Source organism: Bowdeniella nasicola (assembly GCF_001907295.1).
Lineage (GTDB): Bacteria > Actinomycetota > Actinomycetes > Actinomycetales > Actinomycetaceae > Bowdeniella > Bowdeniella nasicola.
Genome location: NZ_MQVR01000009.1, coordinates 19,102 through 36,075, shown reverse-complemented (window position 1 = coordinate 36,075; position 16,974 = coordinate 19,102). Strand labels below are relative to the sequence as shown.

Here is a 16,974-nt window from a genome sequence, read left to right as displayed (position 1 = left end):
TCCCGGTTCCGGCGACTCCCTCACTGACCGAATCCGATCGCGTAAGCGAACAACGAAAGAGTTCACCACAAGTGGCTAACATCAAGTCTCAGATCAAGCGCAACAAGACGAACGAGAAGGCTCGTCAGCGCAACAAGGCTGTGAAGAGCGAGCTCAAGACGTACGTCCGTCGTGTCCGTGAGGCTGTGGCAGCGGGCGACAAGGAAGCTGCCGAGAAGGCGCTCGCCGTCGCCGGCCGCAAGCTCGACAAGGCGCACTCCAAGGGCGTCATTCACAAGAACCAGGCGGCGAACCGCAAGAGCCGGCTCGCTCGCACCGTGAACTCCCTCTAAGGGGTTCGCGCCGGGAGCATCCCGGAACATCAAAAACCGCCGAGACATCACGTCATCGGCGGTTTTTTGTGCCCTACTTGCCCCGCCCGCTTCTCGCGCGGCCGATGCTCAGGATCGCTTTTTCGATCGCATAAACGGGGTCCTTCGCTGCGCCCTTCACACCTTCATCGGCCTCGGCGACGGCGATGATCGCCTGACCGATTCCCTCCGGGCGCCAGCCGCGCAACTCGCGACGGGCGCGGTCGACCTGCCAGGGGGCCAGGCCGAGATCGCGTGCCGTGAGGCCGCGCGGCTGCATCCCTGCCACCTTCGCGAGGGTACGCAGTTTCATCGCGAGCGCCGCCACCAGCGGGACCGGAGACGTGCCGGTTTCGATCGCGTGGCGTACGAGGGCGAGTGCCTTGGGCACATCTCCCGCGAGTGCCGCGTCAGCAACCGCGAAGCCGGAGGCCTCGACCCGGCTGCCGTAGTAGCGGCGCACCGTCTCCATCGTGATGGTGCCCTCGGTGTCGGCAATGAGCTGGGTGGCGGCCGCGGCGAGTTCCGCGACGTCAGAGCCGACCGCCTCGACGATCGCGGTGGTGGCGTCAGGTTCGATGCGTCGGCGGGCGCGCCTAAAATCCTGCTGGAGGAAATGGGCTTTATCGCCGTCGGTCTTGATCTCGTCGCAAGCGATGACCGGCACCTGCTTGGTCATGGCGTCAATGAGTTTTTTGCCGCGCTGGCCCGAGCGGTGGTGCACGATGACCCAGCACTCGTCTTCGGGTGCCCAGAGGTAGGCGAGCATGTCGGTTAAGAAGGCGTCGTTCATGTGCTCGGCGCCGTCGATGAGGATGAGGCGCCGCTCGCCGAACAGGGACGGGGAGGACAGGACTCCGAGCTGTGCGGGCGCGTAGGCGGCGGCATCGACCTGGGTGATTTCCGTGTCCGGGTCGACCTCGCGAGCCTGGCTGATCAGGCGCTGGCGCGCGCGGTCAGCAAGGACGGTCTCGGGGCCCTTGATGAGGACGATGGGGGCGAGTTCGGCCTTGTCCCAGGAAAGGCCCGGGTTGGCAGTTTTCCGACGTGGAGGCACCTACTCACTTTCTCATGAACTGGGTCGCTTCGTGAGCACGATTCCCTCGGGCGTCGAAGCGAGGGTGAGGTGGCCGTCGCGGTCGGTGCGGTAGACCTCGCCGTGCGTGTCGTAGAGGTCGATCGCGTGCGTGCTCGGGTGGCCGTACTCGTTCTCCCCCACCGAGATGAGGGCAATGGGTGCGGCGAGATAGGCCGCGAGTTCGGGGCTCTGGCTGGCAGAGCCGTGGTGGGCGACGATGACAACGTCGATCGCGAGACAGCCGGGCGTGGGGCACGTGCGTTTGAGGGTGGCAAGGAGTGATTCCTGCCCGGCCGCCTCGAGGTCACCTAAGACCAGGGCGCGGATCCCCGCGGTTTCGATAAGCACGACGAGGGAAAGGTCGTTAGCGCTCGCCTCGGTATCTCCAGCTGCGAGGAGTGCGGCGCTTGGGCCGATGATCTGCCACGTCGCGGCGCCGACGGCGCCGGAGCGGGGCGATGCGTCGCGGATGGGGTCATGCAGGGTGAGTCCTGCCTGCCTGGCCGTGGTCTTAGTCGCGGCGACGTTGGCTGCCGGGTGGCTGGCCGGCCCAGTAATGAGCGAGGCGACGTCGGCGACGGAGACGACATCGGGCAGGCCGCCCACGTGATCCGCGTGGGGGTGGGATAGGAAGACGTGGGAAAGCCTGTTGATGCGGGCGTCTGCCAGGCAGCGGGCGATACCGGCCCCGGATTTGCCGGTGTCGATCAGCAGGGCCTCGTCGTCGCCGGTGCGTGCGAGAAACGCGGAGCCCTGGCCGACATCGCACTGCCACAGGTCCCAAGGTCCGGCGCCGCGCGGCCAGAAGCGCGGCGCGAAGATGACTAGGAGCATGGCGGCGAGCAACGCCACGGCGCGGCGGGTGCGCGGCTTGCGGTCCGGTGGGTGGCGACGGTCGAGCGCGAGTACGAGGACGATGACGAGGACGCAGACAACCAGGACTAGCCCGGCGCCGAGAGCGCCTTCGGGCAGGGGCAGCCGAGCGCGCGGTGCGGATGCGATGGTGGTCGCGACGGTGGCGAGCCAGGAGGTGAAGAACGCCGAGACTTTCGCGAGCGCCAGGGCCGCGGTGGGCAGGAACGGAGACAGGAGAGCCGCGGGCAGCGCGAACAGGAGTGCGGGCACGAAGGCGGGGGTCGCGATGATATTGGCGAGGACCCCGTAGCTTTGGAACTCGGCGAGCATCAGCGCGAGGATCGGTGCGCACGCGAGTTGCGCGGCGACGGGTACGGCGATGGCGGCAGCGAGTCGACGCGGGACATAGCGTGCGAGGACCCGGGTGAGCACGGGCGTCAGCAGCATGAGCCCGGCGGTCGCGGTCACGGAGAGCGCGAAGCCATAGGAACGCGCGGAATGCGGCCACAGCCCGATCACGACGATGACCGCGACGGCGAGCGCGGGCACGCCCGCCGGTGTCCTGCCTCGCAGGCGTGCCAGGAGGACAACGAGGCCCATGACCATGGCCCGCTTGACGGACGGCAGCGGCCCCACGAGCAGGAACATGGCGAGGAGCGTCGCCGCCCCGCAGGCGAGCGATGCGGCTCGCGGGAGCACGATCGTCAGCGCGAGGACGGCGCCGAGGATGACGGCGATATGGGCGCCCGAGACGGCGGTGAGATGGGTGAGGGACGCGGCCTTCATGGCGTCGTCGAGGTCGGAGGGGATCGCCCGGCGATCGCCGATCGAGATTCCCGGTACGAGCCCGGCGCCCTGCGGCGAAAGCTGCGTACTGACGTCGCGAAACGAGGAACGAATCGCGTCGGTCACCGCCCCGATTCCACGCGGCGGCGCCGTTACTTCGATGCGCTTGGCCGTGAGCTGTGCGACGGCCTCTCCGCCCGGTGGCGCGGCGGCAAGGCGACCCACGGCGCTCAGGCGCATGCCGGCGCGGACGTCGGGGGCCGCGCCGTAGACGAGCGCGACCTCGCGGCTGGCGTGGCATTGCTGGCGCGCGCACACTCGCGTGAGTTCGACGATCATCCGGTGTCGCGCCTCTGCCCATTCCGGTCCGTCGACGGCGACGGGATCGACGCGCGCGATCCCTTCGATCTCGACGATGAGGGGCGAATCAACCTCGCTAGTCAGCTGCTGCAATGCCGCGCCACGCGTGCTCGTCGCGACGGCGGCACACGCGGCGCCGTAGGCGAGGCCGAGAGCAAGGAGCATGACGAGCGCGAAGCGGTGCCCCTGGCTGTGGCGAGCGGGACGGCGGCGCGCGGCGATGAACGCTGCCAGGGCGGTAAGGAGGACGATGCCGCCGGTGATCGGTGCCGGCGCGCTGAGCGCGAGCCAGGCGCCAGCCCACGCTCCGAGTGCGATCGGCGCGAGGCGGAGGTCGAGCGTGCGGATCACGTCGTGGCACCGGAATCTCGGATGCGGGAAAGGAGCGCCGGGCCGATGCCCGAGACGTCATCGAGGGCGTCGATCGAAGCGAACGGTCCGTTCGTCTCCCGATGGTCGACGATGCGTTGCGCGAGCGCGGGGCCGATGCCTGGGATTTCCTGGAGCTCAGTCGCGCTCGCGGTATTGACGTTCACGCCCGAGCTCGACTTGGCCGCACCCCCAGGCTGCGCATCTGACGGGGGCGGCTCGCCCGGCGTGGGAACGTGCACGTGCTCACCGTCGGCGAGATGCCGGGCGAGGTTTTGGGCGGCGGCATCGGCGTCGGGCAGCATCCCGCCCGCGGCGGCAATCGCGTCGGTGACACGGGCGCCGGCGGGCAACGTATAGACCCCGGGCGCTTGGACCTGACCGGTGACGTAGACGACGACGGTGGCATCTGGCGATGGCACGCCGCTCGGTTCCTCCGCCACGATTGGGGGTGGTGAGGGCGCGGCCGGGTCTTTTTTCACGACGCTGCCGGTCCCGCTCATCACGTGCCACGCCGTCGCCGCCAGGGCCGCGATGACGATGCCGACGATCAGCGCGAGCACGGTGCGCGGCGCCATCAGCACGCGGATGCGACGGCGTTCGATTGCCCGATCGGATGAGCCAGCCATGCGGCCACCGTAGGGCGGCGCGGCATGGCGGAAGCAGGGTGCCTACCGCGGGGTGGGGATAGCTAGGTAGCGGAGCCCACCGGGTGGATATCCCCGGCCAGCACGGGCGTGACGCACAGCCCCCAGTAGCACGCACCTGTGTGTGCTTCCAAGACCGCGGGCAGGGGCAGGTCGTAGCGATGGCGGATCCGCACGCCTGCGGCCGCACAGGACTGCTCGAACTCGTCGGCAAGCAGGTGTTCGGCGCCTTCGTGGCACACGACGTCGATCTCCTCCAGCATCCCGCCGCGCTGGCGCGCCCCCAGGACCCGGCTGATCATCTGGCTGCGGGCGCGCGCCTGACCGCGCACCGCGTCGGCCAGCTTTAACTCACCGTCGCGCATTTCGATGACGGGAACGATCCCGAGGGCGGTTCCGATGCTCGCGGTGGGTGCGCGCAGCCGTCCGCCCGCGACGAGCGGTTTGAGATCGGCAACGACGATCGCAGTGCGTGATTTGGCTACGAGCTCTCGAATGACGGCGAGGGCGCCGGCGGCATCGGATTGTCGCGTCGCCGCGAGTACCGCGAGTCCGATCGCTCCCCCGACCGTGCGGGTATCGATGATGTCGCAAGGGTAGTCCCCCTCGGCGACGATGGCGCTCAGCGCTGCGCCGGTGCCGGAAACGCGCGAGGACAACACCGGCGCGATGACGCGACGGGCACCACCGTCGCTAGCGGCATCGAGCGCGGCAATGAGCGCCTGACGGCTCGGCTGGGACGTCGTCACGCGCTCGCCGACCTCGCTCACCTCGAGCGGGACCTGGAACACGGGGGTATCGCCAGCGGAAAAACCCTGGCCGAGCGTCGCCGGTAGGGCGCACGAGGAATCGGTCAGGATCGAAAATGACATGCCACAAGCCTAGGATGGTTTCATGACCGACGCTGATCACCTCGCCGAACTCAAGGCCACCGCGGCCAAGGCCGCTGCCGAAGCCGCCGAAGCCGAAGCCAAAGCAGCCGCCGCGAGAGCCGCAGCCGCGCAGGCTGCCCTCGAAGCCGCTAGTGCTGGCCAAGCCGCTCCCCCGCCCGAACCCGAAGCCGCGCCGGAACCTGAGGCTGCGCCTGCGCCCGCTGACCTCAGCGAACAGTCCGCTGCCATTCGCGATGGCTACACGTTCGACGGCGAGGTCCTGCCGCTCGGCGTCCTGCTCGATGGCGATCAGGTAGTTCCCGACGCGAAGATTTCCCTACCGCTCGCGATGATGAACCGGCATGGCCTCGTCGCCGGCGCGACCGGCACGGGCAAGACGCGCACGCTCCAGCTCATGGTCGAGGGCCTGTCGGCCGCGGGCGTGCCGTCCTTCGTCATGGATATCAAGGGCGACCTCACCGGCCTGCTCGAGCCCGGGGTGGCCTCCGACAAGCTCGCCGCCCGCACTGCGGCGCTCGGCCAGGACTGGCAGCCACGTTCCTTCCCCGTCGAGCTGTACCGCCTCGGTGACAAGGGGACGGGCATCCCGATCCGCACGACGATCACGGACTTCGGCCCGCTCCTGCTCTCGCGCGTTCTCGAGCTGAACGATACGCAGGAAAGCGCGCTGCAGCTCATCTTCCACTGGGCGGATTCCGAGCAGCTCGCGCTCATCGACATGAAAGACTTACGCGCCGTCGTCGCCTACCTCACGAGCGATGCGGGCAAGCACAAGCTCAAGACGATCGGCGGCGTCTCCGCCGCGACGGCGGGCGTGATTCTGCGTAAGCTCGCGGCTCTCGAGGCCGAGGGCGGCACCGAGTTCTTCGGTGAGCCCGCCTTCGATACCGCGGACCTGCTCGCGACGACGCCCGAGGGCGGCACGATTTCGGTGCTGGAATTGCCGTCGGTGCACGATCAGCCGACGCTGTTTTCGACGTTCGTCATGTGGCTGCTCGCCTCGCTCTTCCAGAACCTGCCGGAGGTGGGAGACGCCGAAAAGCCGAAGCTCGTGTTCTTCTTCGACGAGGCGCACCTGCTGTTTAACGGCGCGACGTCGGCGTTCCTTTCGGAGGTCGTGAAGACGGTGCGGCTCGTGCGTTCCAAGGGCGTCGGCATCTTCTTCGTCACCCAGACGCCGAAGGACGTGCCCGCCGACGTGCTCGCGCAGCTCGGTGCGCGCGTGCAGCATTCGCTGCGCGCGTTCACGCCTGATGATGCGAAGAAGCTCAAGGAGACGGTCTCGACGTTCCCGTCCTCGCCGTACGATCTGGGCGGAATTCTCACCTCGCTCGGCACCGGCGAGGCCGTCGTGACCGTCTTGGACCGCCAGGGCCGCCCCACGCCCGTCGCGCCGACGCGGTTGTATGCCCCGGCCGCGAATATGGGTGAGGCATCGGCGGGCGCCACGCAGGCGCACGTGGACGCGTCGGCGAAGCTCGCGCGCTACCGCGATCCCGTCGACCCCGAGTCGGCGTTCGAACTGCTCGATGCCCGGATTGCCGCCGAAGCGGCGGCCGCGCAGCAGGCGAAGGAAGCCGAGGCCGCGGCCAAGGAGGCCGAGAAGGCCGCCGCCGAGGAGGCGAAGGCGCGCGCGAAGGAATACGAGCGGATGCGCCGTCAGGCCGAAAAGGACGCCGAGGCGGCCCGCAAGGCTGAGCAGCGCGCGGCCGAGAAGGCGGCGGCTCAGCGCTCGCGCGTCATGGAGGACATGCTCCGCACGGCGGGTCGGACGATCACGCGGGAGATCACCCGCTCGATCTTCGGCACCCGCCGCCGGTAGCTAGTCGCGCGGCGGCACGAGGTTCACGAGCTTCGGGGCGCGCACGATGACCTTCATGGGCTCACGGCCCTGCAGGTAGCGCTGCGCGCCCGCCGACGCGATCGCCTTCGCGGCGAGCTCGTCGTCGGCGATATCCACCAGGACCTCGAGACGGTCGCGCACCTTGCCCGCGATCTGCACGACGCAGGTCACGGTTTCTTCGACGAGCTTGGACTCGTCGGCGACCGGGAACGGCTCGCGCGCGAGCGACTCGTCATGCCCGAGGCGCTGCCACAGCTCTTCGGCGATATGCGGCGCGAGCGGCGAGACCATGAGCACGAGCGGCTCGATCGCCGCGCGCGGCACGGCGGGAAGCGACGTGAGGTGGTTGTTGAGCACGATCATCTTCGCGATCGCGGTGTTCATGCGCAGGTTGTCGAGCTCTTCGGTGACGTCCGCGATCGTGCGGGCGAGCAGGCGCTCGGTTACCTCGTCCATGGGGTCGTCGGTGACGGTGACCTCGCCGGTGTTCTCGTCGATGACATTGCGCCACAGCCGCTGCAAGAAGCGCTGCGAGCCGACGACGGCGCGGGTTTCCCACGGGCGGGATAGGTCCAGCGGGCCCATCGACATCTCGTAGATGCGGAAGGTGTCGGCGCCGTAGGTCTCACACATGTCGTCAGGAGTGACGATGTTCTTTAAGGACTTGCCCATCTTGCCGTATTCGCGCGTGACAACCTCGCCCTGCCAGGTAAATCCGGTGGTCTCATCGCCCTTGACCTCGTCGGCCGGCACGTACTGGCCGCGCGCGTCGGTGTAGGCATAGGCCTGGATGTAGCCCTGGTTGAACAGGCGGTGGAAGGGCTCGAAGCTCGAGACGTAGCCGAGGTCGTACAGGACCTTATGCCAGAAGCGGGCGTAGAGCAGGTGCAAGACGGCATGCTCGACGCCGCCGACGTACAGGTCGGCTCCGCCGGCGCCGCCGGGCGTGCGCGGGCCCATCCAGTAGGCCTCGTTCTCGGGCGCGATGAACGCATCGTCGTTGTTCGGGTCGAGGTAGCGCATCTCGTACCAGCACGAACCGGCCCACTGGGGCATCGTGTTCGTGTCGCGACGGTAGGTCTTCGGCCCGTCGCCGAGATCGAGCTCGACGTTCAGCCAGTCGGTCGCGCGGCCGAGCGGCGGCTCGGGTGCGCTCGTGGCGTCCTCGGGGTCGAAGGTGCGCGGCGAGAAGTCGTCCATTTCGGGCAGCGTCACGGGCAGCATGTCCTCGGGCAGCGCGTGGACGCGGCCGACCTCGTCGTAGACGACGGGGAACGGCTCGCCCCAGTAGCGCTGACGGCTAAAGAGCCAGTCGCGCAGACGGTAGGTCGTCGTCGCCTTGCCTAGGCCCTTCTTTTCGAGCCAGGCCGTCATCGCGGCCTTCGCCTCGTCCTTATTCATGCCGTTCAGGCTCAGCTCATCGTTCGCCGAGTTGATGATGATGCCATCGCCCGTGTAGGCGGCGTCCTCGGCGCCGTCCGGGGAGTCGATCGTCGCGGTGATCGGCAGGTCGAAGCGCTTGGCGAACGCGTGGTCGCGCTCGTCGTGGGCGGGCACGGCCATGATGGCGCCGGTGCCGTATCCCATGAGGACGTAGTCGGCGACGAAGATCGGGACCTGCTTGCCGTTGACGGGGTTGATGCCGAAGATGCCGGTGAAGACGCCGGTCTTGACGCGCTCCTCGTCCTGGCGTTCGGCCTCCGACCGGTTCGCGGCCTGGGCGCGGTAGGCGCGCACGGCCTCGGCGGGGTCGAGGGCTCCGCCCTTCCACGCCTCGCGGGTGCCGGCGGGCCAGAGCGCCGGAACGAGCGGGTGGTCGCTATCCTCGCCGAGCAGCGGATGCTCCGGGCCGATGACCATGAACGTCGCGCCGAACAGCGTATCGGGGCGCGTGGTGAAGACCTGCAGATCGCTCGCCTCGCGCCCATCGCCGGCGGGCACGGTGAAGGCGACGGTCGCGCCGTCGGAGCGGCCGATCCAGTTGCGCTGCATCGAGCGGATCTTTTCCGGCCAATCGATCGTATCGAGGTCGTCGGCCAGACGGTCGGCGTAGGCGGTGATCCGCATCATCCACTGGCGCAGGCGCGAGGCGAAGACGGGATAGTTGCCGCGCTCAGAGCGGCCGTCACTCGTGACCTCTTCGTTGGCCAGCACCGTGCCAAGGCCCGGACACCAGTTCACCGGCGCGTAGTCGATGTAGGCGAGGCGGTAGGAGTCGATGAGCGAGGCCCGCTCGGCCTCCGTGTATTCGGTAAACGGCCGGCCATCGGGCGTGGTGCGCTCTCCGGAGGTGAACTCTTTGATGAGGTCGCTGATCGGGCGGGCGCTGCCCTGCTTGCCGTCGTGACGCGTCGCCTCGGGGTCATACCAGGAGGAGTAGACCTGCAGGAAGATCCACTGCGTCCAGCGGACGAATTCCTCATCCGTCGTCGCAACCGAGCGACGAAGGTCGTGCGACAGCCCGATGCGGGCGAGCTGGCGTCGCATGTTCGCGACGTTCTCGTCGGTCGTGATGCGCGGGTGCTGGCCGGTTTGGACCGCGTACTGCTCGGCGGGCAGGCCGAAGGCGTCGTATCCCATGGTGTAGGCGACGTTCTTGCCCTTCATCCGCTGGTAGCGGGCGACGACATCCGTAGCGATATATCCGAGAGGATGCCCCACGTGCAGGCCCTTGCCCGAGGGGTAGGGGAACATGTCGAGCAGGAAGAACGGCTCGCGCTGCGCGCCCTCACCGGCGAGGTCGCCGACGGGATTATCGGCATGGAACGTTCCGCGCTCGCTCCAGGTGCGCTGCCAGGCGGATTCGAGTTCGCCAGCAAGCTCCGCGGTGTAACGGTGGGCGGGCAGGCTAACGTCAGGCATGGTCTCGGATGTCATGATTCGCATTCTAACGGTGGCGTGGGACTCGAAATGCGGACGTCCGTCTTAAAGGACGCTCGCGATCTGGTCGCGCATTCCGATCACGACCACGAGGACGATGATCGCGTACAGCGCGAGGGTATAAAGCCAGCGGAACGTCCACAGGTTGGCGCCGAGGCTGCGGGCCGGAAGGTGGCCAAGGGCCATGGCGCGGGCGATCGTAAAGACCGCGATCGGGATCGTCGCCGCCCAAATCACCATGCAATAGGGGCAGAGCGCCGCAAAGACCGCGATCGACTGGTAGGCGAAATAGCCGATGAAGGCCAGGCCGCCGAGCGAGCCGGCAGCAAGAGCGAGCCACAGCCAGCGCGGGAACGTGAGTTTCGACAGCTGCAGGAGTGCGATCAGGATCAGGACGCCGAACGCGATCGCACCGACGGCGGAATTGGGGAACCCGAACAGCAGGTGCGCCTGCGGTGAGAGCAGTGAGGTGCCGCAACCGATCAGCGAGTTGACGTCGCACGTCGGGGTCGAAAATGGGTCTTTGAGCTGGGTGAGCTCGGCCTTGAGGAGCGCGAGGCTCGCACCGAGGCCGACGACGGCGCACAGCAGGAGGACGAGTCCATACTGGGTGGCGCCGAAGACCTGGCGGGCGCGACGGTTGCGGGTCATTCTTCTACTCTAGCGATCGCCTCGGACGCCAGAAGCTGATAGTAGGGTCGCAGCGGTGTGATTCCCACGCTCGCATCGGGCCGGATGGAGACGACGCGGTAATCGATCGGCGAGCGATGTTTGGTATCGAAGCGCAAAATCGTGATCTCGGCGTCGGAGCCCATCGCGCCCATGACGGTGTCATCCTTCAGGCCGCGACCGGTCGACGCGTTCGTATAGCGCACTTGCGCGCCGTCGGCGCCCGGCACGATCTCGGGGCCGACGCGGCGGTGGACGTGGCCGGAAATCCACATGGGCGCGCAGCCGGTGTTTTCGGGCACGCGCTGCGTATACGGGTCGTGGACGACCATGAGATCGATCGGGGCGCGGCATGCGAGCGTCGCAAGGCGCTGCGCCATCTCCGGTTTTGACTCCTCGCGCTTGGCGAAGGTGCCCTGACCCAGCTTCGTGATCGTCGGGGCGATATCGCCGAGGATTCGCAGGCCCCCGACGGTGAGGGCCTCCCCCGCAAGGACGTGCCAGCCGACCTCGCGCTCCTGGGCGGTCGTCGTCGTGGAATCGTGGTTGCCATCGGATACGACGACGGGATAGTTCTTCCACGCGGTCGCGAAGGCGTCGACGCAGAACCGCTCAGCTGAGGTGCCGTTCGTCGTCGTATCGCCGCCGTTGATGATGAGGTCTGCGCCCGCCGCGTCGGCGATCCGCGCGATCGAGCCCGCGAGCGCGATATTGCAGTGCAGGTCGGTGGCGAAGACGGCGGTGACGATATCGTCGCCGCTCGCTTCGACGGCCTTGCCGCGCGTGCCATCGGCGTTCAGCAGCCGGTAGACGACATGTGAGGGTGCCGGGCGCAGCTGGGCCGCGATTGCGGCGTCGGCCCGCGCGTAAAAATCCATCGTCTTGGTGTACTGGCCGACGGCGGCATCGGCGCCGAGTTCGAGCAGCGGGCCGAGCTGGCCGACGACGCCGACGTCGGCAAACGGGGTGTCGGCGAGGGCAGAAATCCGTCGCGCGCCTTCGACGGGGGCGCGCAGCAGCGGCACGATGAGCAGCAGGGCGCTCACCCCCGCGACGCTGATGGCAAGCGGCCGTACGCCAGGGCGGCGCAGCAGGTTGGCGAGGGTGCGGCGCGCGTGCCCACCCGTAGCGAGGCGCAGCGCGGCGATCCCCATGACCGAGAACCCGAATGTGATCGCGGCTTTGGACAGGACATCGCGGATGAGGGCATCGCGCGGGCCGCGGATCGCAGCCTCCGGGTTTTCCGCCAGTTGCAGGTAAGCGTTGAGGTTGGCCGACAGCTGGGTCTGCAGATCCTGGGTGATATCGGCGGCTGGCACTTCGTGGATATCGATCTGGATCCCGAGCGGCGCCGGCAGCGGGGAGTCGAGGACGACCGAGCCGAGGGGGCCGAGCCCGACGCGAATATCGTTGCTCGCCGTCGTGTGGATGACGGCCTTGTGCGGGCCGATTTCGGTGTTAACGCGCGCGGTCGCCCACCCGGTGGCAAGCGAGACGATGAGCACAATGAGCAGCGCTAAGCCAGCGCGGATGCTCCGCCGCGCCGCGACCGGCAGGGACCACCACCAGCGGGTAGTGGGCGAACCCGGCGCTACGGGCTCGTGGATGCTAACGAGCCGAGCCACGAGGCAATCGAGACGATGAGGACGTTACTCCCAATCCCGAGCGCGATGAGGGACGCCCAGGTCGCGGCACGCCGCTGCGCCAGCGCAACGACCGCGACGACCACGACGATGAGGGAGACGATCAGCGAGATGAACAGCAGGACCGACGCCGCGGTCTGGTCACCGCTGGCAAGCGATCGGCCCGTCGAATAGGCGAAGGCCGCCTGAATGAGGACGACGAGCAGCGCGAGCGCCAGCGCGATCCAGGGCAGCCACGAGTCACCGGGCAGCTTGAACGGGTTTTTAGCGGAACTGGGCTCAGGATCGGTGGCCTTCATACCTTAAGTTTGGCACGCTAGTGGTCCTCGTCAAGGCGAGCAACGACGTCGTGGATGTAGCTCGCGGTATCCCGCCAGCTCGCGACCTCGTGGCAGGCGACGCCGAGCGCCTTGACCGGATAGTCATTGCCGTGTTCGTCGAGCCGGTCGCCGACGAAGAGCATGTCCGCAAGGCCGATGCCCGTCGCCTTTTCCAGCTCCTTGATCCCGTAGGCCTTGTCGATTCCACGGGCGGTGATGTCGACCGATGTCGAACCGCCGGAGCGGACCTCGAGATCCGGCAGTAGCGGGGCGAGGGTATCGCGCAGCAGGTTCTTCTTACTGCCGCTCATATCCCACGCGACCTTCGCCTCCAGGGGCGCTTCCTGCCCGAGCGCAGAGAACGTGATCTGCGAGCCGCGGTCCTCGATGATGTCGCCCCAGGGATCTGCTTCCCACAGGCCGAGGTCGCGAGCCGTCGCTTCCACCGCTTCGATCGCGCGTGCGCGCTGTTCATCGGACAGGTTGCGCGCGTAAATCTCGGCGTACTTCGTGCCATCCCAGCGTAGGTAGCGCGTCCCGCAGGTCGGCATGAGATGCAGCCGGTCGGCGGCCTCGTCTCCCAGGTGCAGGGCAGGCAGCAGCTGGGTTTCGAATTGGCCGAATTGGCCGCCGGAGATCACGCAAACGGGGACGCGACGCAACAATTCATTGAGCGCGTCGGCGACCTCAGGGGGAACTGGCGATTTCGACGGGGCCAGCGTATCATCGAGGTCGAATGCGACGATCTTCGGCGCGGGCCGGGTGGCAAGTTCTCGTTTGTCAGTCACACTGGCGATGCTATCCCAGAAGGACGACACCTCAGACTTGTGGGGGACGATTTCGCCCACGACGGCCACTAACGTGGCTCGGGTAGAAAACCGGTAGATCATTTCGCGGAGGAGTATTCATATGACTCGTGAGCGTCGATGGGCAGTTACTGCTGTCGCGCTAGCCATTGTCTTTGTCGTGGGATTAGCGCTGACCAACGCCTGGTGGGTGCGCACCCACCGTCCGGAGGCTGCCTCCCCGCCGGTGACTGCTACTCCGAGCGCGAGCCCGACCCCGGAACCTGAACCGCTAGTCTCCCCACCGCCGACGCGTGGCACGACGAGCATCGACAACCTCACCGACGTCCACGACTCCGTGACGGAGGAAGGTGCGAGCATCGATATCTCCGAGCCGAAGGCGACCGGTGCTTCGCAACTGACCGACCCGATCGCGCAGTACATCGCCAAGGTGCGCTCCGATTTCGCAGCCCACGCCAAGAGTGCGACCGGCGCGAAACTCAAAGTTGCGTGGGACGTCATTACCGCGACGGGCCCCTACCTCGGCATCACGGTGAATGTCTCCACCGTGACGGATGCGGACCACTCGCGCACCGAAACCAAGAGCTTCTTCGTCGACACCGTCAAGGGCGAGACGGTCGAGGGGCAGCGCCTGCTCACCAACGCCGCGCGCGACCGCGCCACGAACCGCCTCGGCACTGCCGCCGAAGACGTCCGCTTTTCGGATGCTGGCGAGCCGCTCGTCGTCGGCCACGAAGGGGCCTACCCGCTTCCGGCCTCCGACGAAGCGTTGACGCCCGCCGGGTTGAAAATCTCCAAGGCCGTATCCGACAAGGAAGATTTCGCGCCGCTGCCCGCTCCCCCGAAACCGAAGCCGAAGCCGGATGGCGATGGTGTCGACTGCTCGAAGGCCAAGTGCATCGCTCTCACGTTCGATGACGGACCCGTACCGTCGACCTCGACGCTGCTGCCGATCCTGCGCAAGCACCATGTGCATGCCACGTTCTTCATGCTCGGCAATTCCGTTGCGGCCCACCCCGATATCGCCGCGGCCGTTGCTAAGGACGGGCATGCCATCGGTAACCACACGATGACGCACCCGCAACTGACGAAATTATCGAACGACGAGATCGCAAGCGAGCTCGACCGGGCCGCCGCCCAGATCGAGAAGGCGACGGGCAAGCGCCCGACGCTCGTCCGCCCGCCCTATGGCGCTCAGAATGCGCGCGTCCTTTCCGTCCTGCGCTCGCGCGGCGAGTCCTCGATCCTGTGGAGCGTCGACACCCTCGACTGGAAGCATCGCAACCCTGCGACGACGATTAAACGCGCCCTCGCGAGCTCGAAGCCCGGTGGCATCATCTTGATGCACGACATCCATCCCACGTCGGTGCAGGCCGTCGAGGGCGTCATCACGGGCCTGAAGGAGCGGGGCTTCACCTTCGTCACGGTGGACCAGTTGCACCGGTAGGCTTATCGGGAGCCGACACAACAAGGAGATTCCCATGGCAACGCCGCATATTTCTGCCGAAGCAGGAGATTTCGCCCCCGCCGTCCTTATGCCCGGAGACCCGCTGCGTGCCAAGCGCATCGCCGAGCAGATCATGCCCGACGCGCGACTGGTCAACGAGGTGCGGGGCATGCTCGCCTACACCGGCACGGTGAACGGCAAGCCGCTGTCCGTCATGGGTTCGGGAATGGGCCAGCCGTCGGCCTCGATCTACGTCACCGAACTGTTCAAGTTCTACGGCGTCGAGCGTGTCATCCGCGTCGGCACGACGGGCGGTATCTCCCGCGACGTCTCCGTCGGCGATGTCATCGTCGCGATGGGCGCCCACACGGATTCGAACATGAACCAGCAGCGCATCCCCGGCGTGAACTTCTCCGCCGTCGCCTCCTTCAACCTCGCCCGCGCAGCCGTCGACGCCGCCGAGGGCGCCGATAACGTTCACGTCGGCACGATCATCTCGCGCGACCACTTCTACCTCGCGATCGAGGGCCAGATCCAAAAGCTCGCCGACTACGGCGTGCTCGGCGTCGACATGGAAGCCGCCGCAATGTACGGCATTGCCGCGGAGTTCGGACGCGAGGCCCTCACGGTCCTCACCGTCTCCGACCACCTGCTCGACGGCTCGAAGGACATGAGTGCCGAAGAGCGCGAGTCCAACTTCGGCACCGCGCTGAAGCTCGCGATTGCCGCCGCTCACAGCTAGTGCTGCTGCGGATCAGCGAGGCGGGCGACCTCGCCGACTACACGCGGCTGACCGACGTTGCGCTGCGCAAGAAGCTCGAGACCGAGCGCGGCCTGTTCATGGCCGAGTCTTCCCAGGTCATCAAGCGTGCCGTCGCGGCCGGCTACCGGCCGCGCTCCTTCCTCATGGCCGACCGCTGGCTTGAGTCGATGACGGAGACGATTGAGGCGGCGACGGGCGCACCCGATGGCGGAGACATCCCGGTGATCCTCGGCAGCGACGACGCGCTGCGCGCGCTCACGGGCTTTCACGTCCACCGCGGGGCGCTCGCCGCGATGCACCGACAGGGACTCCCCTCACTTGCGGACACGCTCGCGGGCGCGCGGCGCGTCGCGATCCTCGAGGACATCGTCGACCACACGAACGTCGGCGCGGCCTTCCGATCCGCGGCTGCCCTCGGCTTCGATGCCGTCCTCGTCACGCCCTCCTGCGCCGACCCGCTGTACCGGCGCAGCGTACGCGTCTCGATGGGGACGGTCTTCCAAGTGCCGTTCACGAGGATTTCCCCGTGGCCCGGCGCGATTACGCAATTGCGGGAGCTCGGCTTTCGCGTCGTGGCGCTTGCCCTCGCGGATGACTCGCTGACGATTGACGAGCTCGCCGCGCGCGGCGACGACAAGCTCGCGGTCGTCCTCGGGACCGAGGGCGATGGGCTCGCCCGCTCGACGATCGCGGCGTGCGATGACGTTGTGCGAATCCCGATGGCTCACGGCGTGGACTCCCTCAACGTGGCCGCCGCGGCCGCGGTCGCGTTCTACGCGCTGCGCGCTCGCTAGACGCCGCCGGTAAACCCGTGCTGGCGCCAGGCTTCGTAGATCGCAATCGACGCAGAGTTCGCGAGGTTGAGGCTGCGACGGCCCGCCATCATTGGGATCCGCACGACGTCGGCGAGCCGCGCGTCGGTAAGCACCTGCTCGGGTAGCCCCGTGGGTTCGCAACCAAAGAGCAGCACGTCCCCGGCCTCATAGGACACGTCACCGTAGTAGCTCTCCGACTTACCCGAAAACGCCCAGACGCGCGCGCCCGGCAGCGCCGCAAACATCGCGTCGAGATCCTCGTGAATGACGAGGTCCGCCAGGTCGTGGTAGTCGAGCCCCGCGCGTTTTAAGTGCGCGTCGGAAAAATCGAAACCGAGCGGCTTAATCAGGTGCAGCGTCGCCCCCGTACACGCGGCCAAGCGGATCGCGGCGCCGGTGTTTCCCGGAATCCGGGGTTCGTGAAAGACGATGTGGAACACGGGACCTATT

General features: G+C 67.5%; 15 protein-coding genes. 5 read left to right on the top strand and 10 right to left on the bottom strand.

What is annotated here, in order from left to right; genetic code table 11:
* The first annotated feature begins 71 nt into the window (after positions 1–71).
* Entirely contained in the window at positions 72–332 is a 261-nt protein-coding gene (gene rpsT, locus BSZ39_RS02725) for a 30S ribosomal protein S20 (protein WP_073715857.1), read from the top strand.
* Between the two features lie 73 nt (positions 333–405).
* On the opposite strand, the gene holA is transcribed toward rpsT, so the two are convergent.
* The 4 genes from holA to BSZ39_RS02705 form a co-directional block, all read right to left on the bottom strand.
* Positions 406–1,407 (bottom strand): DNA polymerase III subunit delta, encoded by a 1,002-nt coding sequence (gene holA, locus BSZ39_RS02720; protein ID WP_073715856.1) that lies wholly within the window; start codon positions 1,405–1,407, stop codon positions 406–408.
* Between the two features lie 12 nt (positions 1,408–1,419).
* Positions 1,420–3,780: a ComEC/Rec2 family competence protein gene (locus tag BSZ39_RS02715; RefSeq protein WP_073715855.1), complete on the bottom strand. Its 2,361-nt coding sequence runs from the start codon at positions 3,778–3,780 to the stop codon at positions 1,420–1,422.
* Positions 3,777–4,427, bottom strand: a complete 651-nt coding sequence (locus BSZ39_RS02710) for a ComEA family DNA-binding protein (protein WP_073715854.1) — start codon at positions 4,425–4,427, stop codon at positions 3,777–3,779. The genes BSZ39_RS02715 and BSZ39_RS02710 overlap by 4 nt, the downstream gene beginning before the upstream one ends.
* Before the next feature lie 62 nt (positions 4,428–4,489).
* Positions 4,490–5,317 (bottom strand): DegV family protein, encoded by an 828-nt coding sequence (locus BSZ39_RS02705; RefSeq protein ID WP_073715853.1) that lies wholly within the window; start codon positions 5,315–5,317, stop codon positions 4,490–4,492.
* 22 nt (positions 5,318–5,339) lie between these two features.
* On the opposite strand from BSZ39_RS02705, the gene BSZ39_RS02700 reads away from it, so the two are divergent.
* A complete protein-coding gene (locus tag BSZ39_RS02700) occupies positions 5,340–7,160 on the top strand; it encodes a helicase HerA-like domain-containing protein (RefSeq protein ID WP_073715852.1) in 1,821 nt (606 codons plus the stop codon).
* Here the strand turns inward: BSZ39_RS02700 and BSZ39_RS02695 are convergent, their stop codons facing one another.
* Genes BSZ39_RS02695 through BSZ39_RS02675 form a run of 5 tightly spaced genes read right to left on the bottom strand, consistent with a single transcriptional unit; the run spans position 7,161 to position 13,481 of the window.
* Positions 7,161–10,058, bottom strand: a complete 2,898-nt coding sequence (locus BSZ39_RS02695; RefSeq protein ID WP_073715876.1) for a leucine--tRNA ligase — start codon at positions 10,056–10,058, stop codon at positions 7,161–7,163.
* Positions 10,059–10,106: 48 nt separating this feature from the next.
* A complete protein-coding gene (locus BSZ39_RS02690; RefSeq protein WP_073715851.1) occupies positions 10,107–10,712 on the bottom strand; it encodes a vitamin K epoxide reductase family protein in 606 nt (201 codons plus the stop codon).
* Complete coding sequence (locus BSZ39_RS02685) at positions 10,709–12,355, bottom strand: metallophosphoesterase family protein (RefSeq protein ID WP_143180338.1); 1,647 nt, start codon at positions 12,353–12,355, stop codon at positions 10,709–10,711. Before BSZ39_RS02685 ends, BSZ39_RS02690 begins: the two co-directional genes overlap by 4 nt.
* Positions 12,322–12,672 carry a hypothetical protein gene (locus BSZ39_RS02680; RefSeq protein ID WP_073715849.1) on the bottom strand — a complete coding sequence of 117 codons (351 nt, stop codon included), beginning with the start codon at positions 12,670–12,672 and terminating at the stop codon, positions 12,322–12,324. The genes BSZ39_RS02685 and BSZ39_RS02680 overlap by 34 nt, the downstream gene beginning before the upstream one ends.
* Before the next feature lie 17 nt (positions 12,673–12,689).
* The gene (locus BSZ39_RS02675; RefSeq protein WP_073715875.1) at positions 12,690–13,481 is read right to left on the bottom strand and encodes an HAD-IIB family hydrolase; all 792 of its coding nucleotides are present in this window, start codon (positions 13,479–13,481) and stop codon (positions 12,690–12,692) included.
* A 178-nt stretch (positions 13,482–13,659) separates the two neighbouring features.
* On the opposite strand from BSZ39_RS02675, the gene BSZ39_RS13145 reads away from it, so the two are divergent.
* The 3 genes from BSZ39_RS13145 to BSZ39_RS02660 are packed head-to-tail and all read left to right on the top strand — an operon-like array spanning position 13,660 to position 16,503.
* Positions 13,660–14,946 carry a polysaccharide deacetylase family protein gene (locus BSZ39_RS13145; protein ID WP_222842848.1) on the top strand — a complete coding sequence of 429 codons (1,287 nt, stop codon included), beginning with the start codon at positions 13,660–13,662 and terminating at the stop codon, positions 14,944–14,946.
* 34 nt (positions 14,947–14,980) lie between these two features.
* Positions 14,981–15,688 carry a purine-nucleoside phosphorylase gene (deoD, locus tag BSZ39_RS02665; RefSeq protein WP_073715848.1) on the top strand — a complete coding sequence of 236 codons (708 nt, stop codon included), beginning with the start codon at positions 14,981–14,983 and terminating at the stop codon, positions 15,686–15,688.
* Entirely contained in the window at positions 15,688–16,503 is an 816-nt protein-coding gene (locus BSZ39_RS02660; RefSeq protein WP_073715847.1) for a TrmH family RNA methyltransferase, read from the top strand. The genes deoD and BSZ39_RS02660 overlap by 1 nt, the downstream gene beginning before the upstream one ends.
* Here the strand turns inward: BSZ39_RS02660 and BSZ39_RS02655 are convergent.
* Positions 16,500–16,964, bottom strand: a complete 465-nt coding sequence (locus tag BSZ39_RS02655; protein ID WP_073715846.1) for a tRNA (cytidine(34)-2'-O)-methyltransferase — start codon at positions 16,962–16,964, stop codon at positions 16,500–16,502. The genes BSZ39_RS02660 and BSZ39_RS02655 overlap by 4 nt on opposite strands.
* Between the last annotated feature and the right edge of the window lie 10 nt (positions 16,965–16,974).